Origin of the sequence: Streptomyces sp. NPDC003035 (genome assembly GCF_042888285.1) — a bacterium.
In the GTDB taxonomy this organism is placed as follows: Bacteria; Actinomycetota; Actinomycetes; order Streptomycetales; family Streptomycetaceae; genus Streptomyces.
Window position 1 is genome coordinate 397912 of sequence record NZ_JBIAPJ010000001.1, and the last position, 24828, is coordinate 422739.

At 72.9% G+C, this 24828-nt stretch carries 21 protein-coding genes; 15 read left to right on the forward strand and 6 right to left on the reverse strand.

The features are described from left to right. Positions 1–10 precede the first annotated feature (10 nt). The 3 genes from ACFYV5_RS01730 to ACFYV5_RS01740 all read left to right on the forward strand — a co-directional run bounded on the left by ACFYV5_RS01730 (position 11) and on the right by ACFYV5_RS01740 (position 5303). On the forward strand, positions 11–1387 hold the full coding sequence (locus ACFYV5_RS01730; protein ID WP_389163090.1) for a hypothetical protein: 1377 nt from the start codon (positions 11–13) through the stop codon (positions 1385–1387). After that, positions 1384–3120, forward strand: a complete 1737-nt coding sequence (locus tag ACFYV5_RS01735) for an ABC transporter ATP-binding protein/permease (protein ID WP_389163093.1) — start codon at positions 1384–1386, stop codon at positions 3118–3120. The genes ACFYV5_RS01730 and ACFYV5_RS01735 overlap by 4 nt, the downstream gene beginning before the upstream one ends. A gap of 539 nt (positions 3121–3659) precedes the next feature. Next, positions 3660–5303, forward strand: a complete 1644-nt coding sequence (locus tag ACFYV5_RS01740; protein WP_389165011.1) for an ABC transporter ATP-binding protein — start codon at positions 3660–3662, stop codon at positions 5301–5303. A 113-nt stretch (positions 5304–5416) separates the two neighbouring features. Here ACFYV5_RS01740 and ACFYV5_RS01745 read toward each other — a convergent pair whose 3' ends face one another. Then, on the reverse strand, positions 5417–7108 hold the full coding sequence (locus tag ACFYV5_RS01745; protein WP_355106621.1) for a PucR family transcriptional regulator ligand-binding domain-containing protein: 1692 nt from the start codon (positions 7106–7108) through the stop codon (positions 5417–5419). Between the two features lie 312 nt (positions 7109–7420). Here ACFYV5_RS01745 and ACFYV5_RS01750 point away from each other — a divergent pair, with 312 nt between their 5' ends. The 6 genes from ACFYV5_RS01750 to ACFYV5_RS01775 all read left to right on the forward strand — a co-directional run bounded on the left by ACFYV5_RS01750 (position 7421) and on the right by ACFYV5_RS01775 (position 15640). Further along, a complete protein-coding gene (locus ACFYV5_RS01750; RefSeq protein WP_355106623.1) occupies positions 7421–8314 on the forward strand; it encodes a xanthine dehydrogenase family protein subunit M in 894 nt (297 codons plus the stop codon). Between the two features lie 2 nt (positions 8315–8316). Next, positions 8317–8925 (forward strand): (2Fe-2S)-binding protein, encoded by a 609-nt coding sequence (locus ACFYV5_RS01755; protein ID WP_355106625.1) that lies wholly within the window; start codon positions 8317–8319, stop codon positions 8923–8925. Between the two features lies 1 nt (position 8926). After that, positions 8927–11326 (forward strand): molybdopterin cofactor-binding domain-containing protein, encoded by a 2400-nt coding sequence (locus tag ACFYV5_RS01760; protein WP_355106627.1) that lies wholly within the window; start codon positions 8927–8929, stop codon positions 11324–11326. 248 nt (positions 11327–11574) lie between these two features. Beyond that, complete coding sequence (locus ACFYV5_RS01765) at positions 11575–13050, forward strand: NCS2 family permease (protein ID WP_389163098.1); 1476 nt, start codon at positions 11575–11577, stop codon at positions 13048–13050. 42 nt (positions 13051–13092) lie between these two features. Then, on the forward strand, positions 13093–14241 hold the full coding sequence (locus ACFYV5_RS01770) for an XdhC/CoxI family protein (protein ID WP_355106630.1): 1149 nt from the start codon (positions 13093–13095) through the stop codon (positions 14239–14241). Between the two features lie 175 nt (positions 14242–14416). Beyond that, complete coding sequence (locus tag ACFYV5_RS01775) at positions 14417–15640, forward strand: GNAT family N-acetyltransferase (RefSeq protein WP_389165013.1); 1224 nt, start codon at positions 14417–14419, stop codon at positions 15638–15640. Here the strand turns inward: ACFYV5_RS01775 and ACFYV5_RS01780 are convergent. Together ACFYV5_RS01780 and ACFYV5_RS01785 are read right to left on the reverse strand one after the other, a co-directional pair. Continuing rightward, complete coding sequence (locus tag ACFYV5_RS01780) at positions 15637–15873, reverse strand: hypothetical protein (protein WP_389163101.1); 237 nt, start codon at positions 15871–15873, stop codon at positions 15637–15639. The genes ACFYV5_RS01775 and ACFYV5_RS01780 overlap by 4 nt on opposite strands. 117 nt (positions 15874–15990) lie before the next feature. Next, positions 15991–16596 (reverse strand): TetR/AcrR family transcriptional regulator, encoded by a 606-nt coding sequence (locus ACFYV5_RS01785; RefSeq protein WP_389163104.1) that lies wholly within the window; start codon positions 16594–16596, stop codon positions 15991–15993. A 122-nt stretch (positions 16597–16718) separates the two neighbouring features. On the opposite strand from ACFYV5_RS01785, the gene ACFYV5_RS01790 reads away from it, so the two are divergent. The 4 genes from ACFYV5_RS01790 (at position 16719) to ACFYV5_RS01805 (ending at position 20034) form a co-directional block, all read left to right on the forward strand. Beyond that, positions 16719–17873 carry an acyl-CoA dehydrogenase family protein gene (locus ACFYV5_RS01790; protein WP_389163106.1) on the forward strand — a complete coding sequence of 385 codons (1155 nt, stop codon included), beginning with the start codon at positions 16719–16721 and terminating at the stop codon, positions 17871–17873. A 43-nt stretch (positions 17874–17916) separates the two neighbouring features. Further along, positions 17917–18678, forward strand: coding sequence for an SDR family NAD(P)-dependent oxidoreductase (locus tag ACFYV5_RS01795; RefSeq protein WP_389163109.1), 762 nt, complete (start codon positions 17917–17919; stop codon positions 18676–18678). A gap of 106 nt (positions 18679–18784) precedes the next feature. Then, positions 18785–19525 (forward strand): TetR/AcrR family transcriptional regulator, encoded by a 741-nt coding sequence (locus ACFYV5_RS01800; protein WP_389163111.1) that lies wholly within the window; start codon positions 18785–18787, stop codon positions 19523–19525. Between the two features lie 110 nt (positions 19526–19635). Continuing rightward, on the forward strand, positions 19636–20034 hold the full coding sequence (locus tag ACFYV5_RS01805) for a Zn-ribbon domain-containing OB-fold protein (protein ID WP_389163114.1): 399 nt from the start codon (positions 19636–19638) through the stop codon (positions 20032–20034). An 87-nt stretch (positions 20035–20121) separates the two neighbouring features. Here the strand turns inward: ACFYV5_RS01805 and ACFYV5_RS01810 are convergent, their stop codons facing one another. The 3 genes from ACFYV5_RS01810 to ACFYV5_RS01820 are packed head-to-tail and all read right to left on the reverse strand — an operon-like array spanning position 20122 to position 23077. Continuing rightward, positions 20122–21078 (reverse strand): electron transfer flavoprotein subunit alpha/FixB family protein, encoded by a 957-nt coding sequence (locus tag ACFYV5_RS01810; RefSeq protein ID WP_389163117.1) that lies wholly within the window; start codon positions 21076–21078, stop codon positions 20122–20124. Between the two features lie 33 nt (positions 21079–21111). Beyond that, a complete protein-coding gene (locus ACFYV5_RS01815) occupies positions 21112–21897 on the reverse strand; it encodes an electron transfer flavoprotein subunit beta/FixA family protein (RefSeq protein ID WP_355106646.1) in 786 nt (261 codons plus the stop codon). A gap of 28 nt (positions 21898–21925) precedes the next feature. Next, positions 21926–23077 (reverse strand): acyl-CoA dehydrogenase family protein, encoded by a 1152-nt coding sequence (locus ACFYV5_RS01820; protein WP_389163120.1) that lies wholly within the window; start codon positions 23075–23077, stop codon positions 21926–21928. An 87-nt stretch (positions 23078–23164) separates the two neighbouring features. On the opposite strand from ACFYV5_RS01820, the gene ACFYV5_RS01825 reads away from it, so the two are divergent. Next, a complete protein-coding gene (locus tag ACFYV5_RS01825) occupies positions 23165–23827 on the forward strand; it encodes a hypothetical protein (protein WP_389163123.1) in 663 nt (220 codons plus the stop codon). A gap of 86 nt (positions 23828–23913) precedes the next feature. Further along, positions 23914–24780 carry a GyrI-like domain-containing protein gene (locus ACFYV5_RS01830; RefSeq protein WP_389163126.1) on the forward strand — a complete coding sequence of 289 codons (867 nt, stop codon included), beginning with the start codon at positions 23914–23916 and terminating at the stop codon, positions 24778–24780. Positions 24781–24828: the final 48 nt, after the last annotated feature.

Consider the following 24828-nt stretch of genomic DNA (forward strand, 5'->3'; position numbering starts at 1 on the left):
GACACGGACGATGACCGATGTGTACGCGGACCCGACGGCCGGGGTCTCCGGGGCCGCCCTGCGGCTCGCGCGGTCGGGGCGGGTGCCCGGGCCGGACTTCGCGGCGGGGAGCGCCGTCACCGCCTGGCCCGGGCAGGCCGTGCCGGTGCCGGGCGCATTGGACCGGCTGCTCCGGGCGTCGCTCGCGGGCGGACGGTTGCGCCCCGCCGCGTCGGCCGGGGCGCTGCACCCGGTGAACGTCCACCTGTTGGTGGGCCCCGGCGGCGTGCCGGAGCCCGGGCGGTACGCGTACGACCCCGCCGCCCACCGGCTCCACCCGCGTGGGGGCGCGCCCGCCGACGCCCCGGACGGCGTGGTCCTCGTGCTGACGGTGACCGCGCGCCGTACCGTCTCCCACTACGCCCACCGCGCCTGGCCGCTCCTCCTCCTCGACACCGGTCACGCGCTCGCCGCCCTCGCCCTGGCCGGCGCGCACGCCGTCTGCGCGGACGCGGACGGCACGCTCCTGGCCGCCGCCGCGGGCCTGACGGCCGGCGCGGGGGAGCCCGAACACGCGGTGGCGGCGGCCTGGTGGGGCCGCGCCCCGGGCGAGCGGCCCGCCCACGACGTGCTCGCGCGCTGGGCCACCCACGGCCCGGGGGACGCGCCGCTGGGCGTCCGCAGGCCGGCGCCCGCGGTGCTCCGCGCCGCCTGGGACACGCTCGCGGAGGTCACGGCCGGCGCGGGGGAGGGGAGGTGGTGCGGCTTTCCCGGGCTGCCGTCCTCACCGCCCCGTACGCGTCGACGCAGCGCGCCCCCCGGCTTCGGTGGAGTCCCCGAACGCGCGGAACTGGCCCGCCTCCTGCACGCGGCCGAGGCGGCCGGACCCGAGGGCGTGCGCTGGTGCGTGGCCGTCGGCGGCCCCGAACCGGCCGTCCTCGGCGGGCCCGGCCTGCGCACGCCGGCCACGGGGGACGCCCGCCCCACGCTCGCGCGGTGGGCCGCCGGCCAGGGGTGGCTCGCCGAGGCCGGAGCCGTACTCCTGGCGTACGGCTGCCCGGACGACGCCCCGCCCGCCGAGATCCGCCGGACGCACCTGGGCGCCGGCTACGCCGTCGGAATCGCCCAAGCCCTCGCCTGTGAGGCCCGGTTGGCCTCCCGCCCCGTCGGCTCCTGGCAGTCGGCCGACCTCGGCGCCGCGCTCGGCGAGCCGCCGGGACGCTCCGCGGTCCTCCACGCCCTCGCCCTCGGCCGCAGAGCCGAGGAACGCCCCGAGGAACGTCCCGAGGGGCGTCCCGAGGGGCGTATCGAGGAACGCGCCGAGGGGCGCGCCGAGGCCGTGCCCCCGGGACCGCCCACCCCGGCCCTTCCACCGTCCCACTCCGCCCAAGGAGCCCCGCCGTCATGATGCTCCACCCGGAGCTGGTCCGCGCCGCACGTCCCGCGCGCGGGCCCCTCACCGTCGCCACCGCGCTGCTCGTCGCCGTCACGGTCACGCATCTCGCGCAGGCGGCCCTGCTCGCCCTCGCTCTCGCCCGGATCGCCCGCGGCACCGCCGACGGCCTCGGACCGCTCCTCGCCGGTGTGCTCGGCACCGTCGCCGTACGGGCCTGGCTCACGCGTCGGCAGCGTCAGGTCGCGGTGCGCGCCGGGGCCGCCGTACGGACCGGGCTGCGCGACACGCTCCTCCAGCGGCTCGGGACGGTCGGAGCCCCGCGGGAGGCGGACGCGCGCGCCGGGGCCGTACGGGCCACGCTCGTCGACGGGGTCGAGGGAGTCGACGCGTACGTGTCCCGCTACCTCCCCCAACTCCTCCTCACCGTCGCCGTACCCCCCGTCCTGCTCCTCGCCGTGGCCCTCGTCGAGCCGTACGCGGCGCTCGTCCTCGCCCCCGCGCTGCTCCTCGCGCTCTTCGCCCCCCGGTGGTGGGACCGGCTGCTCGCACGGCGCGGGCAGGAGCACTGGGGCGCCTACGAGGCGCTGTCCGCCGACTATCTGGAGGCGCTCCAGGGGATGCCGGCCCTGCGCGCGGCCGGGGCCGTCGCCCGTACCCGCGCGCGGCTGGAGGCGCGGTCCGCGGAGCTGCACCGGGCGACGGTGGCCAAGCTTCGCATCTCACTGGTCGACACCGGGATCACCGACCTCGCCGTGCAGGGCGGCACGGTCGCCGCCGCGCTCGTCGCCTGCGCCTCGGCCGTGTCGGGGCGGACGGCGGCGACCGGCACGTACCTCGTCCTGATGCTCGCGTCCGAGTGCTTCCGGCCCGTACGCGACCTGTCGCGGGAGTGGCACTCCGGCTACCTCGGCATCTCGGCCGCGGACGGGATCGCCGCGCTGCGGACCGCGACGGGTGCCGTGCCGGACACCGGAAGCACCTTGGCCGCCTGGGAGCGGGCGCCCGAGATCCGCTTCGAGGACGTCCACCACACGCACCCCGGCGCGTCCGAACCGGCTTTGCGGGGGGTGACGTTCACCGCGGAGGCGGGCCGGACGACGGCGATCGTCGGACCGTCCGGCGCGGGCAAGTCCACGCTCCTCGGGCTGCTCCTGCGGCAGGACGGGGACCCGGAGGGCGGACGGATCACGGTCGGGGGCGCCGACCACACGACGTACACGCTGGCCTCGCTGCGGCGCGGGATCGCGGTCGTCTCCCAGGAGACGTACCTCTTCCACGCCACCGTCGCCGAGAACCTGCGGCTGGCGCGGCCGGGTGCCACGGACGGGGAACTGCGGGCGGCGGCGCGGGCTGCCGGGATCCACGAGGAGGTGCTGGCGCTTCCCGAGGGTTACGGGACGGTCGTCGGCGAGCGCGGCGCGACGCTCTCGGGCGGTCAGCGCCAACGGCTGGCGCTGGCCCGCGCGTTGCTGGCCGACGCGCCGGTCCTCGTCCTCGACGAGGCGACCAGCGCCGTCGACGAACGCCGCGAGGCGCGCATCGGCCGCGCCCTGCGCGAGGCGGCGCGGGGCCGTACGTGTCTGGTGGTCGCCCACCGCCTGGCGTCGGTCCGCGACGCGGACCGGATCGTCGTCCTGGACGGCGGCCGCGTCGAAGCGATCGGCACGGACGCGGACCTGCGCCGACGGGACGGCCTGTACGCGCGGCTGCTGGCCGCGGCGAGCACGAAGGAGAAGGCGGCATGAGGCACAGGCCCGACGCGCACGACCCCACGACGACCGAACCCGAGCGCCCACGACACCAGTCACCGGTGCGGCCCCCCACGGCGGGAAGGCCCCTCCCGGCCGCCCCAGAGCCGGCGCAAGGGCTCGACGCCCCGCCCGGGTCCGGGCCGCCGGCCTCAGGCGCCGCAGGCCCGTCCCCGGACGGTGGCGCGCAGGCGTCGTGCGGCGAGGCGGTGCCCGACGCCGGGGCACGTCCGGAGCCGGTGCGAGGGCTCCACGTCCCGTCCGGGGGCCGACCTCTGGCGTGCGGGAACGACGGTCCATCAGCGGCCGCGGTCGCCGGCGCTCCGGCGTCCGGGTCGGACGGCCCGTCCGCGGCCGCGGACGGTGGCGCGCGGGCGTTCGGCGCCGAGGCAGGTCCCGAGCCGCGCCGGGGGGCGGAGCGGGAGCTCGACGCCTCGCCCGGGTCCGGGCCGCCGGCCTCCGGAGTCGACGGCGCACCCCCCGCGCGGGCCCTGTGGGCCCTGTTGCCCGTGTTGGGGGCGCATCGGGGGATGACCCTGCGGACCTTCGGCGCCGCGCTCGTCGATCAGGCCGCGCTCGTCGCGCTGGTCACGCTCGCCGCGCACACCGTCGGTGCCGCCGTCGTGGACGGGGCGGCGCCCGCCGTCGGGACCGTGGGCGCTCTGGTCGGGCTCGTGCTGCTGCGGTCGCTCGCCACCTGGCGGGAGATGGACCTGTCGCACGATCTCGCCTACCGCGTGCTCGCCGCGCTGCGCGTCCGCGTCTTCGACGGGCTCGCCCGCAGCGCGCCCGCGCGGATCGCCGGGCGGCGCAGTGGCGATCTGGCGTCGGCCGCCCTCGGGGACGTGGAGGCGCTGGAGTTCTTCTACGCCCACGCCGTCGCCCAGCTCCTCGCCTCCGCGACCGTGTTCGGCACCGGCGCGGTCGTGCTCGGGTTCGTCGACCCGTGGCTCCTCGCCCCCGTCCTGCCGGCCGCCGGGCTCCTCGTCCTCGGGCCGCTCCTCGACGGTCGCGGCCGGGCGGCACGCGGGGCGCGCACCCGTGAGGCCGCCGCAGCGCTCTCCGCCGAGACCGTGGAGACCGTCGACGGGCTGCGCGAGCTCCTCGCCTTCGGCGCGCTGGACCGGCGCCGGGCGCGGCTGCGCGCGTACGGCCGGCGGCTCGGGGACGCCCAGCGTGCCGAGCACACCTGGGAGGCGGGCGCGGCCGCCGTACGCGACCTGCTCGTGGTCGCGGCGGTCGTCGGGGTCGTCGCCGCGGCCGCGCACACCCTGAGCGGTCCCTGGGCGCCGGCCGCCATGGCCCTCGCCCTGGGCTGTCTGGCGCCGGTCGCGGACTCGGCGGCGGCGCTGGGCCAAGCGGGTGGTCTTCGGGCGCCCGCCGCCCGCGTCGGCGCGGCGATCGGGGCCCGGGCGGGCGCGCCGGCCGCCGAGCGGCCCGTGCCGCTGCCGGACGGACCGCTGGGGGTACGGCTGCGGGGCGTCCGCTTCGACTACGGCGGTACGGACGTGCTCGCCGGGGTCGACCTGGCAATCCGTCCGGGGGAGACCGTGGCGCTGGTCGGGGCCTCGGGGGCCGGGAAGTCGACGGTGGCCCATCTGCTGGCACGGTTCTGGGACCCGCGGGAAGGCACCGTGGAGATCGTCGGAGGCGACCGCGCCGTCGACGTACGCGACCTCGCCGACGCCGACCTGCGGGGCGCCGTGGCCGTGGTCGGACAGGACGCGCCGCTCTTCCACGGCACCCTCGCGGAGAACCTGCGGCTCGCCGCTCCGGACGCCCCCGACGAGCGGGTCCGGGAGGTGGCGGAGCTGTGCGGCATCGGCCATCTGGTCTCCGGCCTCGCGGTCGGCGAGCGCGGCGCCACGCTCTCGGGCGGCCAACGGGCCCGCGTCGCCCTGGGCCGGGCCCTGCTCGCCGCGCCCCGCGTCCTGGTCCTCGACGAGACGACGGCGAACCTGGACGCCGCCGGGGAGGCGGACCTCGCCGAGGCGCTCGCCGCGGCGACGGGCGCGGCCGACCGCACCACGGTCCTCATCGCCCACCGGCCGTCCACCATCCGCCGCGCCGACCGGATCGCGGTCCTGGACGGCGGCCGGGTGGTGCAGACCGGAACCTGGGAGGCCCTGACGGCCCAGGAGGGGCCCTTCAGGACCCTCCTGACCCGCACCGGCCCCTGACCGGGCCCGCACGGGCCCGTGGGCGGGTCCTGACCGACGGGCCCGCCCTGGCCGGCCAGGGCGGGCCTCGCGCGTCAGACCCTCGCCCGTCACGCCCTGGCCAGCACAGGCAGTCACGACATGCGCAGCGCCAGGAAGAAGTCCAGCTTGTCCTCCAGACGCGACAGGTCCCTCCCCGTCAGTTGCTCGATCCGGCCCACCCGGTAGCGCAGGGTGTTCACATGCAGGTGCAGTCGGGTCGCACAACGGGTCCAGGAGCCGTCGCAGTCGAGGAAGGCCTCCAGCGTGGGGATGAGCTCGGCACGGTGGCGGCGGTCGTAGTCGCGCAGCGGGTCCAGCAGCCGGGCCGTGAAGGCCCGGCGGACGTCGTCCGGGACGAACGGGAGGAGCAGCACGTGCGAGGCGAGCTCGTGGTGGCCCGCGGCGCACACGCGGCCCGGGCGGGCGGCCGCGACGCGGCGGGCATGGCGGGCCTCCTCCAGGGCGCCGCGCAGGCCCTCCGCCGAATGGACGGCCGCGCTGACGCCCAGGGTGAGGCGGCCGTCGCCGTCGAGACCGGCCGACAGGGGCTCTCGTACCGTCGCGAGCAGCACGTCGGCGTGCAGCCCGACGGTGCCGTTGCCCTCGTCCTCGCTGTCCGGCAGCGGTCCCGCGGGCAGCGGCACCAGCGCGATGGCCTCGTCGCCGTGGTGGGCGACGGCGATGCGGTCGGCGGAGTCGGCGCCCACGGTCGCCGGGTCCACCAGGATCTCCTCCAGGAGGGCCTGGGCCACCGGACCGGTCTCCACGGCGCCCGCGCCGGCCTCCGCGTCCCACTCGACCCGGGCGACCACGACCTGCCAGTGCGGCGCCGTCCCGAGGCCCGGCAGCAGCACGGGCGCGGCCACCCGCAGACGTGCGGCGATCTCGGCCGGGGCGGCGCCCGTCTGGACCAGTTCGAGGACCTCCTGCGCGAGCCGACGCCGTACGGTACGCGCCGCGTCCCGCCGGTCCCGCTCCACGGCGATGAGCTGGGTGACGCCCTGGAGCAGGTCGAGCCGGGCCGCCGGCCAGTCGCCCGCGTCGGCCTCGACGGCGAGCAGCCAGTCGGACAGGACGGTCTCCCGCACGTCCCGCGAGGCGGGCGCGGGCCCGCGCCCGGTGTTGCGGATCGGGAAGAGGGAGTACGTCGTTCCGGCGGCGTTCAGGCGGTGCGGGCCGCGCCGTCCGGTCCGGGTGGCGGCCAGGTGCTCGCCGGCCAGCTTCGCCGCGAGCCCGGCGTCCAGCGGCTCTCCGGCGCCCGCGATCTGGCGGCCGGTGGGGGACAGGACCCAGGCCCGCAGGTCCAGGTCGGAGCCGAGGAGGTCGAGGACGACCTCGGGGCCGCCGCCCGCCGGCCCGGAGGTCATGAGGCGCCTGTGGCGGTCGACGACGGCCGCCAGGTCGCCCGCCCGCTCGCCGGAGACCTGTCGAACAACATGCTCGGTGATCGTCGCGAACGCAACGGACTCGTTCACAGCGAACAGCGGCAGCCGATGGCGCGAACACGCCTGTACGAGATCGTCGGGGATGTCCCCGAGCTCGGCCTCACCGGCCGCGAGCCCCGCGACCCCGGCGGAGGCCAGGATCCGGGCGAACGGCTCCGCGTCCTCCGGCACGCGGTACCAGGCGAGCCCGGTGAGGACGAGCTCACCTCCCGAGAGATACCTGCTGGGGTCTTTCAGGTCCGTCGTCATCACGCCCCGTACGGAGCGGTCCAGCTCGTCCTCACCGCCGAGCAGGCGCAGCCCCAGCGCGTCGGTTTCCAGCAGTGCGCGCAGCCGCATCTCGTCGCCGCCGTTCCTTCTCGTCGTTCGCGAAAACTGTCGCGTTGTCGTCGGTGGCCCGGTGCCACCGTTTCCAGGGGGAAACGGCGAGGTTACTGAGCCCCGCCTTTCGTTCGAATCTACAAGACGAACAAGGTCACCAGCCAACTCCTTCATGTTTTCGGTGACTGCACCGGGGAGAGCCGGGCTTGTGTACTAGGCCACACGTCGCGTTAACAGCGGATGAACACGAATTCGAAGTCGAGGGCCGGCCGTCCCCCCGGGCCCGTACGACCGACCCCCGATCACTAGAAGCACAAGAAGAGAGCCACCATGGACTTCCTTCGCCCCGCCAGCTGGGAGGAGGCGCTCGCCGCCAAGGCCGAGCACCCCACGGCCGTGCCCATCGCCGGTGGCACCGACATCATGGTCGAGATCAACTTCGACCACCGGCGTCCCGAGTACCTCCTGGACCTCAACCGCATCGAGCTCCTGCGCGAGTGGGAGGTCGGCGAGGAGAACGTCCGCCTCGGTGCCTCCGTTCCGTACACCCAGATCATGGAGAACCTGCGGGCCGAGCTGCCGGGCCTGGCGCTCGCCTCGCACACCGTGGCCTCCCCGCAGATCCGCAACCGCGGTGGTGTCGGCGGCAACCTGGGCACGGCGTCGCCCGCAGGTGACGCGCATCCCGCGCTGCTCGCGGCCGGGGCCGAGGTCGAGGTCGAGTCGCAGGCGCGTGGCAGCCGCCTCATCCCGATCGACGAGTTCTACACGGGCGTGAAGCGCAACGCGCTGCAGCCCGACGAGCTCATCAAGACCGTCCACGTCAAGAAGGCGGACGGCCCGCAGCAGTACTCCAAGGTCGGTACGCGGAACGCGATGGTCATCGCGGTCTGTGCCTTCGGCCTGGCCCTCCACCCGGAGACCCGGACCGTGCGTACCGGTATCGGCTCCGCGGCCCCGACTCCGATCCGTGCCAAGGCTGCCGAGGAGTTCCTGAACGCGGCTCTGGAGGAGGGCGGTTTCTGGGACAACGGCAAGATCATCACTCCGTCGATCGCCAAGCAGTTCGCCGACCTCTGCTCGGCGGCCGCCAACCCCATCGACGACGTCCGAGGCACCGCCAAGTACCGCCGTCACGCCGTCGGAATCATGGCTCGCCGCCAGCTCGGCTGGACCTGGGAGCAGTACCGCGGCGCCGGCCGCACGCTTGAGGGAGCTGCATAACCATGCGCGTCAACTTCACCGTCAACGGTCGCCGGCAGGAAGCCGACGATGTCTGGGAGGGCGAGTCCCTCCTCTACGTCCTGCGTGAGCGCCTGGGTCTGCCCGGCTCCAAGAACGCCTGTGAGCAGGGTGAGTGCGGTTCCTGCACGGTCCGTCTCGACGGCGTGCCGGTCTGTTCCTGTCTCGTCGCGGCCGGTCAGGTCGAGGGCCGCGAGGTCGTCACCGTCGAGGGCCTGGCGGAGTACGCCACGCAGCGCGAGGAAGCCCGTCGGGACGGAGGGGCCTGTGCGTCGGGCGCCTGCGGCACCTCGCTCGACGCGGCCAAGCAGTGGGAGGCGAAGCCCGGTCAGGACTCGCAGACCGGCGAGGGCGTCGAACTGTCTCCGATCCAGCAGGCGTTCATCGACGCCGGTGCCGTGCAGTGCGGTTTCTGCACGCCGGGTCTGCTGGTCGCGGCCGACGAGATGCTGGAGCGCAACCCGTCGCCGACGGACGCGGACATCCGCGAGGCGCTCTCCGGCAACCTCTGCCGCTGCACGGGTTACGAGAAGATCCTCGACGCGGTCCGCCTCGCGGCCGCTCGCCAGGAGCGCCAGGGAGAGGCGGTCTGACATGGCTCAGAACACACGCACCGTACCGGTGGGCACGCCCACCGAGGTCACCCAGAACCACACCAAGGGTGGTGTCGGCGAGTCCACGCTCCGTCCGGACGGCACTCTGAAGGTCACCGGTGAGTTCGCGTACTCCTCGGACATGTGGCACGAGGACATGCTGTGGGGCCAGGTCCTGCGCTCCACCGTCGCCCACGCGGAGATCGTGTCGATCGACACCGCCGAGGCGCTGGCGATGGACGGCGTGTACGCCGTCATGACGCACGAGGACCTGCCGGCCGCGAAGAACTACGGCCTGGAGTTCCGGGACACCCCGGTGCTCGCCTACGGCAAGGTCCGTCACCACGGTGAGCCGGTGGCCCTCGTGGCCGCCGACCACCCGGAGACCGCCCGCCGCGCGGCGGCGAAGATCGTGGTCGAGTACCGGGAGCTCCCGGTCATCACGGACGAGGCCTCGGCCACCGCCCCGGACGCGATCCTGGTGCACGAGAACCGCGACGACCACCACGCCGGCCATGTCCCGCACCCCAACATCGTGCACCGCCAGCCGATCATCCGCGGCAACGCCGCCGAGGCCGCCAAGCGCGCCGACGTCATCGTCAAGGGCGAGTACACCTTCGGCATGCAGGACCAGGCCTTCCTCGGCCCCGAGTCGGGTCTCGCCGTACCGGCCGAGGACGGCGGCGTCGACCTGTACGTCGCCACCCAGTGGCTGCACGCGGACCGCGAGCAGATCGCGCCCTGCCTCGGCCTGCCCGAGGACAAGGTCCGGATGACCATGGCCGGCATCGGCGGCGCCTTCGGCGGCCGCGAGGACATCTCCATGCAGATCCTCGCCTCGCTGCTCGCGCTGCGCACCGGCAAGCCGGTCAAGATGGTCTACAACCGGTACGAGTCCTTCTTCGGGCACGTCCACCGGCACCCGGCGAAGCTCTACTACGAGCACGGCGCCACCAAGGACGGCAAGATCACGCACATGAAGTGCAAGATCGTCCTGGACGGCGGCGCCTACGCCTCGTCCACGGTCTCGGTCGTCGGCAACGCCTCCTCCCTCTCGGTCGGCCCGTACGTCATCGACGACGTCGAGATCGAGGCGATCGGCCTCTACACCAACAACCCGCCGTGCGGCGCGATGCGTGGTTTCGGCGCGGTCCAGGCGTGCTTCGCGTACGAGGCGCAGATGGACAAGCTGGCCGCGAAGCTGGGGATGGACCCGGTGGAGCTGCGGCAGCTGAACGCGATGGAGCAGGGCACGATCATGCCGACCGGGCAGCCGGTCGACTCCCCGGCCCCGGTCGCCGAACTCCTGCGCCGGGTGAAGGCGCGTCCGATGCCGCCGGAGCGTCAGTGGGAGGCCGCGGGCGAGGGCGCGGATGTCCGTGCGCTGCCCGGTGGTCTGTCCAACACCACCCACGGTGAAGGCGTCGTCCGTGGTGTCGGCTATGCGGTCGGTATCAAGAACGTCGGTTTCTCCGAGGGCTTCGACGACTACTCGACCGCCAGGATCCGTATGGAGGTCATCAACGGCGAGCCGGTCGCCACGGTCCACACCGCGGCGGCGGAGGTCGGCCAGGGTGGTGTCACCATCCACGCCCAGATCGCCCGCACGGAGCTGGGCGTCCAGCAGGTGACCATCGTCCCGGCCGACACGCAGGTCGGCTCGGCCGGTTCGACCTCCGCGGGCCGCCAGACGTACATGACCGGCGGGGCGATCAAGAACTCCTGCGGGATCGTGCGGGAGAAGGTCCTGGAGATCGGCCGGCGCAAGTTCGGCTCCTACCACCCGGCCTGGGCCACGGCCGAACTCCTCCTGGAGGGCGGCAAGGTCGTCACCGACGGCGGCGAGGCCCTCGCCTCCATCGCGGACGTCCTCGAGGACCAGGCCGTGGAGGTCGAGGAGGAGTGGCGCCACCGCCCCACCGAGGCCTTCGACCGGGTCACCGGCCAGGGCAACGGCCACGTCCAGTACGCCTTCGCGGCGCACCGCGCCGTGGTCGAGGTCGACACCGAACTCGGCCTCGTCAAGGTCATCGAACTGGCCTGCGCCCAGGACGTCGGCAAGGCGGTCAACCCTCTGTCGGTCATCGGCCAGATCCAGGGCGGCACCACCCAGGGCCTCGGCGTCGCGGTGATGGAAGAGATCATCGTCGACCCCAAGACCGCGAAGGTGCGCAACCCGTCCTTCACGGACTACCTGATCCCCACCATCCTCGACACGCCGACCATCCCGGTCGACTACCTCGAGCTGGCGGACCCGAACGCCCCGTACGGAGTACGTGGCATCGGCGAGGCCCCGACCCTGTCGTCCACCCCGGCCGTCCTCGCGGCGATCCGGAACGCGACCGGCCTCGAACTCAACAAGACACCGGTCCGCCCCGAGGCGCTCACCGGCACCTTGTAGGACTCTCCGGGCGGTGCGTGCCTCCCCGGAACGTCACACTTCCCCCGCCCGCACCGCCCGGAGCAACCCAGCAGTACCCGCACCACCCCAGCAGTACCGCAGTACCGCAGTACCAGCGTCACTGATCCACCCCGTTCGTCTCGGGCCGTCCCCCGGGTCGTGCAGCCCACGCAGCATCCCAAATCCCGCAGCTTCTCTGACTTCCCAGTCTTAAGCGGGTGCCCCTTTGAACCTTGGGAGTAGGCCCCATGACCCAGTCGTCAGTGGAGCCCAAGACCGCCTCGGAGGACGCGGGCTCCGGCTCGAACGTCCCCGCCGGCCGCTCTTGGCTCGACCGGTACTTTCACATCTCGGAGAGAGGATCCTCCGTCGCGACGGAGATCCGCGGCGGCGTCACCACCTTCATGGCGATGGCGTACATTCTCCTGCTCAACCCCCTGATCCTCGGCGGCAAGGACGTTGAAGGCAACGTCCTCAGCCAGCCCGCACTCATCACGGCGACTGCTCTGGCCGCCGCTGTGACCACTCTGCTCATGGGCTTCTGGGGCAAGGTCCCGCTCGCCCTGGCAGCCGGTCTCAGCGTCTCCGGCGTGCTCTCCTCGCAGGTCATCTCCGTCATGACCTGGCCGCAGGCCATGGCCATGTGTGTGGCCTACGGTGTGATCATCTGTCTCCTGGTCGTCACCGGCCTCCGCGAGATGATCATGAACGCGATCCCGCTGGCGATCAAGCACGCGATCACCATAGGCATCGGCCTCTTCATCGCGATCATCGGCTTCGTCAAGGCCGGCTTCGTCCACGAGAACCCCTCGCCCGGCGGCGGCCCGGTCACCCTCGGCCCCCTCGGTGAACTCCAGGGCTGGCCCGTACTGATCTTCGCGGTCACCCTGCTGCTGATCTTCGCCCTCCAGGCCCGCAACATCCCCGGCGCCATCCTCATCGGCATCGTCGCGGGCACCGTCATCGCCATGATCGTCAACGCCGTCGCCGACATCCCGGCCAAGGGCGCGGGCGCCTGGTTCTCCGGCGCGCCGGAGCTCAAGGGCAGCGCCGTCTCCGCACCGGACTTCTCACTCATCGGAGAAGTGTCCTTCAGCGGCTGGGGCGACGTCGGCTACATCACGATCACCATGATCGTCTTCACCCTGGTGCTGGCCGGCTTCTTCGACGCCATGGCCACCATCATCGGTGTCGGCTCCGAGGCCAACCTGGCCGACAAGCAGGGCCGTATGCCCGGTCTGTCGAAGGCTCTGTTCATCGACGGCGCCGGCGGTGTCATCGGTGGCGGTGTCGGCGGCTCCGGCCAGACCGTCTTCGTCGAATCGGCGACCGGCGTCGGTGAGGGTGCCCGTACGGGTCTGTCCTCCGTCGTCACCGGCGCGTTCTTCGCCCTCTGTCTCTTCTTCACCCCGCTCACCGCGATCGTGCCGGCCGAGGTCGCCTCCGCCGCCCTGGTCGTCATCGGCGCGATGATGATGCAGAACGCCAAGCACGTCGACTGGAGCGACCGCGCCGTCGCGATCCCGGTGTTCCTCACCGTGGTCCTGATGCCGTTCACGTACACCATCACCACGGGTGTCGCGGCCGGTGTCATCTCCTACGCCGTCATCAAGGTGGCGCAGGGCAAGGCACGCGAGGTGGGCGCCTTCATGTGGGGCCTGACGGCGATCTTCGTCGTGTACTTCGCGATCCACCCGATCGAGAGCTGGCTGGGCGTCGGCTGACGCCCCTGACCGCCGCCCTCCACACATACCGAGGAGTTCGAGATGCTGGACATCGCCGAAGAGCTGCACCGGTGGGTCGAGCAGGGACGCGAGTTCGCCGTCGCCACCGTCGTGGCGGTCGGCGGGAGCGCGCCCCGGCAGCCCGGCGCCGCCCTCGCCGTCGACAGCGACGGCACGGCGATCGGATCGGTCTCCGGCGGATGTGTGGAGGGCGCGGTCTACGACCTGTGCCAACAGGCGCTCGAAGACGGCGAAACCGTCCTCGAGCGCTTCGGCTACAGCGACGAGGACGCCTTCGCCGTGGGCCTGACCTGCGGCGGAATCATCGACATCCTCGTCACGCCGGTACGCGGCGGGGTCTTCCCCGCTGCCCTGGCCGCCGCCGTCTCGGGGGAGGCGGCGGCCCTCGCCAGGATCGTCGAAGGACCCGCCGAACTGATGGGCCGGGCGCTCCTCGTCCGCCCCGACGGAACGTACGAAGGCGGCCTCGGCGGCCACCCCGAACTGGACCGCACGGCGGCCGGCGAGGCGGTCGCCATGCTGGACGCGGGCCGCACCGGAACCGTCGAGATCGGCGAGGACGGCAGCCGCTGCGGACAGCCGCTCAGCCTGCTCGTCGAGTCCTCCGTCCCGGCCCCTCGCATGATCGTCTTCGGCGCCATCGACTTCGCCTCCGCCCTCGTGCGGGTCGGCAAGTTCCTCGGCTACCACGTCACCGTGTGCGACGCCCGGCCGGTCTTCGCGACCGCCGCCCGTTTCCCCGAGGCCGACGAGATCGTCGTCGAATGGCCCCACCGCTACCTGGAGGCGGCCGCTGCCTCCGGCGACGTCGACGCGCGGACGGTCCTGTGCGTCCTGACCCACGACGCCAAGTTCGACGTCCCGCTCCTCGAAGCCGCCCTGAAGCTTCCCGTCGCCTACGTCGGCGCGATGGGCTCCCGCCGCACCCACGAGGACCGCAACAAGCGCCTGCGCGAGGTCGGCGTCACCGAACTCGAACTCGCCCGCCTGCGCTCCCCGATCGGTCTCGACCTGGGGGCCCGGACCCCGGAGGAGACGGCCCTGTCCATCGGCGCCGAGATCGTCGCCAACCGGCGCGGCGGCTCCGGCGTCTCCCTGACCGGCGCCCACACCCCCATTCACCACGACGGCCCGCGCACAGCCGACGGCCGGATAGGTTCCGTCGCCTGACCGGTGACGGTGACCGGTGGCCGGTGATCGGCGAATGCGCCGGCGGACCCGGAGCGGGGGACGGTCGACCCCAAGGCGGGCGACTGGTTCCCGGCCCAGGCGCTGGAACTCGTACGGCTCGCCGATCCACCGATCCTCCCGGCGGCGGCCGACCGTTAGGGTCCGGAGCATGGAGATGCGAGACGCAGACATCCGCGACGTACCGGAAGCCCATATCGACCGCGCCCTCGACCTCGTGTACCTCGTCTTCCACGAGCGCCCCGAGGAGGAGCAGCGCAAGCACCACCGCGAACTGCTGCTCCCCTGTGAGCGGATCGGCGCCTACGACGGCGACACCCTGGTCGGCTTCGTCGCCGCCCACCGCTTCACCCTCTCCGTGCCCGGCGGCGAACTGCCCTGCCCCGGCCTGACGTTCGTCTCCGTCGCCCCCACCCACCGGCGCCGCGGCGTGCTCTCCGCCCTGCTCGCCGAACTCTTCCGCCGGTCCGCCGAGCGCGCCGAGCCGATCGCCGCGCTCTGGGCCTCCGAGGACGCCATCTACGGCCGGTTCGGCTTCGGCCCCGCCACCCAGGGCATCATCGTCGAGATCGACTCACGGCGCCCGCTCGCCCTGCGCATCGACCCCGACGAGCGCCCGCTGCGCCTGATCGACCCGGCCGACGTGCCCGCGGCCGTCGGTCCCTATTTCGACGCCACCCGCGCCCTGCGGGCCGGCCGGGTCGCGCGGGACGAGGAACGCTGGAGCGGGGAGTGGCTCCCCGACCAGGCCGAGGACGACGACGAGCTCTCCCCGCCCCGGATCGTCGCCCTCGGCGAGCCCCTGGCCGGATACGCCGTCTACCGCACCAAGGCGGAGAACGAGGAGACCCACGCCGCCGGCCTGGTGCGGGTCGACGAGCTGGAGGCCGACACCCCGGCCGTCGCCGCCGCGCTCTGGCGCTACCTCGCGTCGATCGACCTGACCGGCACCGTGCGGGCCTGGGGCCGACCGCTCGACGACCCCTTGCTCCTCTTCGCCGCGGACCGCGACCAGGTGCGCGTGACGGGGCAGTTCCCCGCGCTGTGGATGCGGCTCGTCGACGTCCGCGCGGCGCTGACGGCCCGCGGCTGGGCCGCCGTGGCGGATCTCGTCCTGGAGGTCCACGACAGCCGCCTCCCCGCCAACTCCGGCCGCTTCCGCCTCACGACCGGCCAGGGCGGAGCCCGCTACGAGCCGACCGGCGACCCGGTCGACCTCTCCTTCGACGTACGGGATCTGGCCGCCTGCTACCTCGGCGGCACACGGGTCACGGACCTGGTCGCCGCGGGCCTGGTGGAGGAACACACACCGGGCGCCGCCGCCACCCTCGACGCGGCGCTCCGGACGGAGCGACTGCCGCACACGGACGACGAGTTCTAGATCAGCGTACGGAAGCCTTCACAGGCATCCGCCTCGGTGGCGTGCGTGGCCACCGGCTCGTACACGCCCCGCTCGTACACCCCCGTCTCCCAGCCGTCGCCGTCCTTCAGCGACCGCAGACAGACGAAGTCCGGCGGGGTGGGCGCCGGTTCGTGGATGCCCTCGATCCAGTAGTGGTCCCCGGGCACTCCGGCCTCGCGGAGTGCCCGGGCCAGGGCGGCTCTGCGCTCCACGCGGAGATCTCCCTGGGTCGTGGGCATGTCGATGCGCGGCACACAGTAATGGATCACCTGCGCACAGTGAGTGACCGAGGTGCGGCCGGTATCGGCCGGGCAGTCCGGCCGCGGGGCTCAGCCCTTGCGCAGGCCGTTCAGGAGCAGCTCGGCCAGCTGGCCGTACGCCTCCGCGTCCGCGAGTCCGGTCGCCGCCGCGACCTTCCGCTGCTGGATGCGGACCATGACCGAGGCGATGACATCGGCCGCGAACGACACGTGCACCTCGCGGAAGACGCCCGCGCGCACACCCTCCTCGATCAGCTGCTGCACCCGGCCCGCCGCCGCGCGGGTGTTGCGCTCGTAGACCTCGGCGGCCGGCTCGAAGGCGGCCACGTCGTCGAAGAACTGCGGGGAGACCGGAGCCAGTTCCGCCGCGACCGCCCGCAGGTACGCGGCCAGCCGCTCCGCGGGCTCCCCTTCCGCCGCCAGGACGGCCTCGACCCGGCTGGTCGCGCGCCGGAAGAAGTGGACCACGGCCGCCCGGACAAGCTGCTCCTTGCTGTCCGCCAGGCCGTAGAGCGTGCGCTTGGAGCAGCGCAGTCGGGCCGCGAGGTCGTCAAGCGTCAGCCGGGCGAAGCCCTCGCCGACCAGGAGGGCCACCAGCTCCTCGAACAGGGCGGACCGGCGGGCCGCGCCGCGGCCCGTCGGCCTGGGGACGCCGGCGGCTGAGGTCTCGATCACCCGATCAGTATGCCGGGCGGCCCTTCGGGGGTTGCGGCCGAACCCTTCTGCGCTACTCTCAACGGTACTGCCGTACCGCCCCCAGTACCGTTACAGCGGTGCTGAGTGTCACTGGAGTCGCCATGGATGTCGACCGCCTGCTTCCCACCCCCGAGGCAGCGGACCTCATCGCCCTCACGCGGGAGATCGCCGACAAGGAGCTCTCCCCCCGCGTGGACGAGCACGAGGCCGCCGAGACGTACCCGGAAGGTCTGTTCACCACCCTGGGCGAGGCCGGGCTGCTCGGCCTCGCGTACCCCGAGGAGTTCGGCGGCGGAGGCCAGCCGTACGAGGTGTACCTCCAGGTCCTGGAGGAGCTCGCGGCCCGCTGGGCGGCCGTCGCCGTCGCCACCAGCGTCCACACGCTCGCCTGCCACCCCCTGCACTCCTTCGGCACCGCGGAGCAGAAGGAGCGCTGGCTGCCCGCGATGCTCGCCGGCGAGACCATCGGCGGCTACAGCCTCTCCGAGCCGCAGGCCGGCTCCGACGCGGCCGCCCTCTCCTGCAAGGCCGAGCGCACGGACGACGGCACCGGACGCACGGCGTACCGGGTCACCGGGAACAAGGCGTGGATCACCCACGGCGGCAAGGCCGGCTTCTACGCCCTCTTCGCCCGCACCGCGCCGGGCGGCCACGGCATCTCCTGCTTCCTCGCCCCCGGCGAGACCGAGGGCCTCACCTTCGGCAAGCCCGAGCGGAAGATGGGCCTCCAGGCCGTCCCCACCACCTCCGCCCACTGGGACGGCGCCCTCCTGGACGCCGACCGGCTCATCGGCGACGAGGGGCAGGGCCTGCAGATCGCCTTCAGCGCGCTCGACTGCGGCCGCCTCGGCATCGCCGCCTGCGCCACGGGCCTGGCCCAGGCCGCACTCGACGCCGCCGTCGACTACGCCAACGAGCGCACCACCTTCGGCCGGAAGATCGTCGACCACCAGGGCCTCGGCTTCCTCCTCGCCGACATGGCCGCGGCCGTGGACTCGGCCCGTGCCACCTACCTCGACGCGGCCCGCCGCCGGGACCTCGGCAGGCCCTTCAGCCGCCAGGCCAGCGCCGCCAAGCTGATCGCGACCGACGCCGCCATGAAGGTGACCACGGACGCCGTCCAGGTCCTCGGCGGGTATGGCTACACCCGCGACTTCCCGGTCGAGCGCTACATGCGCGAGGCCAAGATCATGCAGATCTTCGAAGGAACGAACCAGATCCAGCGGCTCGTCATCAGCCGCCAGCTCGCCCGCTGAGCCCCGTCCCCGCACCCGCTCTCGTACCCGTTCGAGGAGTTCCATGGACATCGCCGGCTCCGCCGCGCTCGTCACCGGCGCCGCATCCGGCCTGGGCGCCGCCACCGCAGCCGCCCTGGCCGCCCGCGGCGCGACCGTCTACGGTCTGGACCTGGACAAGGCCGTCGCCGCGGCAGGACCGCGGCCCGACGGCGTCACCCTGCTCGCCGCCGACGTCACCGAGGAGGGGCTCGTCCGTGAGGCCCTCGCCCGGATCGAGGCCGACGGCGCCGAGCTGCGGCTCGCCGTCAACTGCGCGGGCATCGCCCCCTCCGCCCGGATCCTGGGCCGCAAGGGCCCGCACGACCTCGACCTGTTCCGCACGGTCCTGAATGTCAACCTGCTGGGGACGTTCAACGTGATGCGGCTGGCCGCCGAGGTCATCGCGCGCCGGGAGCCGGACGAGAACGGCCAGCGTGGTCTGGTCGTCAACACCGCCTCGATCGCCGCCTTCGAGGGCCAGGTCGGCCAGATCGCGTACGCCGCCTCCAAGGCGGGCGTCGCCGGCATGACCGTCACCGCCGCCCGCGACCTCGCCCAGTTCGGCATCCGGGTCGTCACCATCGCCCCCGGGATCGTCGACACCCCGATGATGGCCGGATTCAGCGAGGAGATCCGGGCCGGGCTCGGCGCGAGCGTCACCTTCCCGCAGCGCCTGGCCCGCCCCGAGGAGTACGCCCGGCTCGTCACGATGGTCGCCGAGCACGACTACCTCAACGGCGAGACCATTCGGATGGACGGCGCCCTGCGCATGGCGGCCCGCTGACCGGTCGGCGCGTCCGGTGAGCACCGCGCGTCCGGAGAGCACTTGGTGCCAGCTTGAGCTGGCACCAAGTGCCGCGTTCCCGGGTGCCGGATGTTAGGTTCGGGCCATGGGAACTGCCTCGACGAACACCGCCAAGCCCGCGATGCGGGAGTCGCTCATCGCCGCGGCCTTCCAGCTCTTCCTGGAGCGCGGGTACGAGCAGACCACCGTCGACGACATCGTCACCCTCGCCGGGGTCGGCCGGCGGTCCTTCTTCCGGTACTTCCCGTCCAAGGAGGACGTGGTCTTCCCCGACCACGAGCAGAGCCTCGCCGACATGACCGCGTTCCTCGCCGCGAGCGAGGACGGCGACGACCCGCTGGACCGGGTCTGCGACGCCACCCGCCTCGTCATGCGGATGTACGCCGAGAACCCCACCTTCTCCGTCCAGCGCTACCGCCTCACCCGCGAGGTGACGGGCCTGCGGACGTACGAACTCTCGGTCGTCTGGCGGTACGAGAAGACGCTCGGCGACTATCTGCGCACCCGCTGGGCCGACCGCCGCGACGGCACCCTGCGCGCCAACGTCGTCGCCGCCTCCGTGGTCGCCGCCCACAACCACGCCCTGCGCCACTGGCTGCGCTCGGGTGGCGAGGGCGACCCGCTGGCGGAGGTGAACCGGGCCCTGGAGTTCGTCCGGGGCACGTGGGACGAGGGGCGTGGGGGCGGTGAGGGCGGCGGCGTCCAGGGCGAGGAGACCGAGGACGTCGTCGTGGTGATCACCAAGCGGTCCACGCCGATGTGGCGGGTGGTGCGCGAGGTGGAGTCGAGCCTCGGCGAGGATGGAGAGGCTCCTCGGCGATCTTGAGGGATCTCAGTATCTTCAATTGAGGGAACTGAGGTCTTTATTTGATGGCACTCAGTGCCATATCTTTGCTCCATGCACGGTTGAGCCGCCGAGTGCAAGGAGAACGCATCGTGTTCCACACCGGATCCACGGGACTGAGGACCGGGAGCGCCGCCGTCCGGACCGAGGAATCGGCCGCTGACGCCGAGCTCTACTACCAGATCTGCCGCTGGTGCCAGACCACCACCTTCCAGCGCCTGCTCTGTCCGACCTGCGGGTCGACCGACCTCGCGCCCGAGCGCAGCGAGGGTGAGGGGGTGATCACCGTGCGCCGCGGGGTGACCGCCGCCGACGCCGACCTGTGGCCGGTGCACATGGCCGAGGGCTTCGTCGTCCGCTGCCGGGTCGACGGGCCGCCGCACGCCGTGCGCCCCGGCGTCCGTGTCAGGCTCTCCGCCCGCTCGGCCGCGTCCGGGCAGCAGCCCGTCGTCCGGCTCTGCGAGGAGGTACCGCTCGACGGCTGGATCTAGCTCCACGGATGGATCGAGCGCACAAGGAAGCGGCCCGGTGGCACAGAGTGCCACCGGGCCGCTTCCTTGTGCTGGGGGCCGACCGGCCTACCGCGCGCCGATCTCGTCCGTCAGCTGCGGCAGAACGGCGAAGAGGTCGCCGACGACGCCGTAGTCGACGAGGTCGAAGATCGGGGCCTCGGCGTCCTTGTTGACCGCGACGATCGTCTTCGAGGTCTGCATGCCGGCCCGGTGCTGGATCGCGCCGGAGATGCCCGCCGCGATGTACAGCTGCGGCGAGACCTGCTTGCCCGTCTGGCCGACCTGGTTGGAGTGCGGGTACCAGCCGGCGTCGACGGCGGCACGCGAGGCGCCGACCGCCGCGCCGAGGGAGTCGGCGAGCTTCTCGACGACCTCGAAGCCCTCGGCCGCGCCGACGCCACGGCCGCCGGAGACCACGATCGCGGACTCGGTCAGCTCGGGGCGGCCGGTGGAGACGCGCGGGGTGCGCGAGACGACCTTGGCCGCGTTGCCGGTGAAGGCGACGGTGACGTTCTCGACCGTACCGGCGGCCGGGGCGGCCTCCGGCGCGGCGGAGTTGGGCTTGACGGTGATGACCGGGACGCCGTGCGACACGGTCGACTTCACCTGGTACGAGGCGGCGAAGACGGACTGGGTCGCGACGGGACCGTTCTCACCGGCCTCCAGCTCCACGGCGTCGGTGATGAGACCGGAGCCGAGGCGCAGCGCGACGCGCGCGGCGACCTCCTTGCCCTCGCCGGAGGAGGTCACGAGGACGGCGGCGACGCCCTTGTCCTTCGCGATCTGGGTGAGCGCGTCGACCTTCGGCACGACGAGCTGCTCGGCGAACTCGGGGCCGTCCGCGACGTACACCGTGGCCGCGCCGTACTCGCCGGCGGTGGCGGCGATCGACGCCGCGGCCTCGCCGGCGCCCAGTACGACGGCCGTCGGCTCGCCGAGCCGGCGGGCCAGGGTGAGCAGTTCGAGCGCCGGCTTGCGGACCGCACCGTCGGCGTGGTCCACGAGAACCAGGATCTCAGCCATGATTCCTTGCTCCTGAACGATAGTGGCGGTGGATCAGATGAACTTCTGGGCGGAGAGGAACGCGGCGAGCTGCTTGCCGCCGTCGCCCTCGTCCGTGACGATCGTGCCCGCGGTACGGGCCGGGCGCGCGGTGACCTCGCCGACCTGGGTCCAGGACCCGGCCAGACCGACCTCGTCGGCGTCGATGCCGAGGTCGTCCAGGTCCAGCTCCTCGACCGGCTTCTTCTTGGCGGCCATGATCCCCTTGAAGGAGGGGTAACGGGCCTCGCCGGACTGGTCGGTGACCGAGACGACGGCGGGCAGCGGGGACTCCAGCTGCTCGGTGGCGGCGTCGCCATCACGGCGGCCCTTCACCAGTCCGCCCTCCACCGAGACCTCGGAGAGCAGGGTGACCTGCGGCAGGTTCAGCCGCTCGGCCAGCAGCGCCGGCAGCACACCCATCGTGCCGTCGGTCGACGCCATGCCACAGATGACCAGGTCGAAACCGGTCTTCTCCAGCGCCTTGGCGACGATCGCCGAGGTGCCGATGACATCGCTGCCGTGGATGTCGTCGTCGTTCACGTGGACGGCCTTGTCGGCGCCCATGGACAGCGCCTTGCGCAGCGCGTCCTTGGCGTCGTCCGGACCGACGGTGATGACGGTGACCTCGGCATCGTCGGACTCCTCGGAGATGCGCAGCGCCTGCTCGACCGCGTACTCGTCGAGCTCCGAGAGGAGGCCGTCGACCTCGTCACGGTCGACGGTCAGGTCGTCCGCGAAGCCGCGGTCGCCGGTCGCGTCGGGTACGTACTTCACACAGACAGCGATCCTCAGGGTCACGGCCTGGCTCCTTTCAAGTGGCGGGCGGTTACGGGAGGTTGCGGGCCATGACGATGCGCTGGACCTGGTTGGTGCCCTCGTAGATCTGGGTGATCTTGGCGTCGCGCATCATGCGCTCGACGGGGTAGTCACGGGTGTAGCCGTAGCCTCCGAGGAGCTGGACGGCGTCGGTGGTGACCTCCATGGCGACGTCGGAGGCGAAGCACTTGGCCGCGGCGCCGAAGAACGTCAGGTCGCTGTCGACGCGCTCGGACTTGGCGGCGGCGGCGTAGGTGAGCTGACGGGCGGCCTCGAGCTTCATGGCCATGTCGGCGAGCATGAACTGCACGCCCTGGAAGTCGGCGATGGGCTTGCCGAACTGCTTGCGCTCCTGGACGTAGCCCTTGGCGTAGTCGAGGGCGCCCTGGGCGATGCCGATGGCCTGCGCGGCGATGGTGATCCGGGTGTGGTCCAGGGTCTTCATCGCGGTGGCGAAGCCGGTGCCCTCCGCGCCGATCATCCGGTCCGCGGGGATCCGTACGTTGTCGAGGTAGACCTCGCGGGTCGGGGAGCCCTTGATGCCGAGCTTCTTCTCCGGGGCGCCGAAGGACACGCCCTCGTCGTCCTTCTCCACGACGAACGCGGAGATGCCCTTGGAGCGCTTCTCCGCGTCGGTGACGGCCATCACCGTGTAGAACTGCGACTCGCCGGCGTTGGTGATCCACCGCTTGACGCCGTTGAGGACCCAGAAGTCGCCGTCACGGACCGCGCGGGTCTTCATCCCGGCGGCGTCGGATCCGGCGTCGGGCTCGGACAGGCAGTAGGAGAACATCGCCTCGCCCTTGGCCAGCGGGCCGAGGTACTTCTTCTTCAGCTCCTCCGAGCCGGACAGGATCACCGGCAGCGAGCCGAGCTTGTTGACCGCAGGGATCAGCGAGGACGAGCCGCAGACCCGGGCGACCTCCTCGATCACGATGACCGTGGCCAGCGCGTCCGCGCCGGCGCCGCCGTACGCCTCCGGCACGTGCACGGCCTGCAGGTCCGCCGCCACCAGCGCGTCCAGCGCCTCCCGCGGGAACCGCCCCTCCTCGTCGACCGCGGCGGCGAACGGCGAGATCTTCGCCTCCGCCAGCGCACGGACCGACTCCCGGAGCATGTCGTGCTCCTCGGACGGGCGATACAGGTCGAAGTCCTTGCCCATGATGGCGAGCTCCCCTAAGGCTTGTGGCACTGAGTACCCTCAGCAAAACACACTCAGTGCCATGATGCCAGTGGCTAGGGTGACGCCATGCTCCAGATCTTCGAAGTGGAGGCGAGCGGGCCGGAAACGACCGTCTGCGTCGTGCGCCGCGTCGGCGGCCGGGTCAGGACGGGGGACCGCTTCGAGGACGGCGCGCTCGTGCTCGACCGGATCGAGCTGTACGGGCGGGAGGTGCCGGAGCTCACACCACCCCTGTCGGCGAAGGCGCGCCTCTCCGGCGCGGGCGTCCGGGTGCTGCGGCCCCGGATCGTGATCGCCTCCGCCGGGCCGCGGCGGTACGGGTACGTCGGGCCGCCGGAGATCCGCGCCGCGGTCGCGGAGGGCAGCTCCGGCCGGGTGATGCGTACCCCTGAGGACTTCACGGCATGGGTCGCCGACCAGGCGGCCCGGGACCTCGACGAGCCGTTCACCTATGTCGTGGACGAGGACGGCTTCCTGCGGCTCGCACCCAGTCGACGGGCTACTGCCCCGACCCCGACTCCTGGCCCGCCGCGGCCGCCGCCCTCGAGCGCGTGGGGCTCGCCCACTCGGGACGGTTCAGCCACGAGATCGTGTTCCGGCGCTGCACGGCGGTGCGGGGAGCTGAATCTCGTACGCGAGGAGGAGTACGTCTGCGCGCCGTGCGGGCACCCCCTCCCACGCCCATGGCACCCCGTTCCGGGCCGGAGTTCCGGCGCGCCGTCCGTCTGAACGGACCCGACCGATGCGGGCACGGGATGTCGGGTCGGGCAGGGTGGTCCCTTCCTAGCGTGGTGGCGAAAGGGAAGGAGACCGGAGTGCTGGAGCGGCTGAACCGGGCGATGGACCACATCGAGTCGCATCTCGACGGCCCGATCGAGGTGACCGAGCTCGCGAGGATCACGCTGACGTCGGAGTACCACCTGCGACGGCTGTTCTCCGCGCTGGCCGGCATGCCGCTCTCGGAGTACGTCCGGCGCAGGCGGCTGACCGTCGCGGGGGCCGAGGTGCTCGCGGGCGAGCGGTCGCTGCTGGATGTCGCGACGCGGTACGGCTACGGCTCGGGGGAGGCGTTCGCCCGGGCGTTCCGCGCCCTCCACGGCGTGGGGCCGGGCGAGGCGCGGCGAACCGGTGCGGCGCTGCGCTCCCAGCCACGGATGTCCTTCCGGCTCGTCGTCGAAGGGAGCAGCACCATGCGATACAGGATCGCCGACAGGGAAGAGTTCCGTGTGGTCGGCAAGAAGGCCCGCGTTCCGCTCGTGCACGAGGGCATGAACCCGGCCATCGCGGAGTTCATCCGGGGCATCGGCCCCGAGACGCTGCGGCGCATCGCGGCCTTGTCCGACCAGGAGCCGGCGGGGATCGTCGGCGTGAGCGACCAGCTCGACCCGAGCCGGGCGGAGGGGACCGAACTCGACTACTACCACGGGGTGGTGACGGGCGCCGAGGCGCCCGAGGACATGGACGTCCTGCCGGTTCCGGCGGGGACGTGGGCCGTCTTCGAGAGCACCGGCCCGTTCCCGCAGGCGCTCCAGTACCTGTGGCGGGACGTGTTCACCCAGTGGTTCCCGTCGAACCCGTACCGGAGCAGGCCCGGCCCGGAGATCCTGCGCGTGCATGTGGCGGAGGACGGGGCGACGGCCGAGGCGGAGCTGTGGATCCCGGTGGAGCGTTCTCCCTCCTGAGGCGGGGGCTGCGTGGCGGGGGCTGCGTGGCGGGGGCTGCGTGGCGCG

Bases quoted from the DNA above. Each gene is read 5' to 3' on its own strand.
- ACFYV5_RS01730 (WP_389163090.1), top strand. From the start codon at position 11: ATGACCGATGTGTACGCGGACCCGACGGCCGGGGTCTCCGGGGCCGCC.
- ACFYV5_RS01735 (WP_389163093.1), top strand. From the start codon at position 1,384: ATGATGCTCCACCCGGAGCTGGTCCGCGCCGCACGTCCCGCGCGCGGG.
- ACFYV5_RS01745 (WP_355106621.1), bottom strand. From the start codon at position 7,108: ATGCGGCTGCGCGCACTGCTGGAAACCGACGCGCTGGGGCTGCGCCTG.
- ACFYV5_RS01750 (WP_355106623.1), top strand. From the start codon at position 7,421: ATGGACTTCCTTCGCCCCGCCAGCTGGGAGGAGGCGCTCGCCGCCAAG.
- ACFYV5_RS01755 (WP_355106625.1), top strand. From the start codon at position 8,317: ATGCGCGTCAACTTCACCGTCAACGGTCGCCGGCAGGAAGCCGACGAT.
- ACFYV5_RS01760 (WP_355106627.1), top strand. From the start codon at position 8,927: ATGGCTCAGAACACACGCACCGTACCGGTGGGCACGCCCACCGAGGTC.
- ACFYV5_RS01765 (WP_389163098.1), top strand. From the start codon at position 11,575: ATGACCCAGTCGTCAGTGGAGCCCAAGACCGCCTCGGAGGACGCGGGC.
- ACFYV5_RS01770 (WP_355106630.1), top strand. From the start codon at position 13,093: ATGCTGGACATCGCCGAAGAGCTGCACCGGTGGGTCGAGCAGGGACGC.
- ACFYV5_RS01775 (WP_389165013.1), top strand. From the start codon at position 14,417: ATGCGAGACGCAGACATCCGCGACGTACCGGAAGCCCATATCGACCGC.
- ACFYV5_RS01790 (WP_389163106.1), top strand. From the start codon at position 16,719: ATGGATGTCGACCGCCTGCTTCCCACCCCCGAGGCAGCGGACCTCATC.
- ACFYV5_RS01795 (WP_389163109.1), top strand. From the start codon at position 17,917: ATGGACATCGCCGGCTCCGCCGCGCTCGTCACCGGCGCCGCATCCGGC.
- ACFYV5_RS01800 (WP_389163111.1), top strand. From the start codon at position 18,785: ATGGGAACTGCCTCGACGAACACCGCCAAGCCCGCGATGCGGGAGTCG.
- ACFYV5_RS01810 (WP_389163117.1), bottom strand. From the start codon at position 21,078: ATGGCTGAGATCCTGGTTCTCGTGGACCACGCCGACGGTGCGGTCCGC.
- ACFYV5_RS01820 (WP_389163120.1), bottom strand. From the start codon at position 23,077: ATGGGCAAGGACTTCGACCTGTATCGCCCGTCCGAGGAGCACGACATG.
- ACFYV5_RS01825 (WP_389163123.1), top strand. From the start codon at position 23,165: ATGCTCCAGATCTTCGAAGTGGAGGCGAGCGGGCCGGAAACGACCGTC.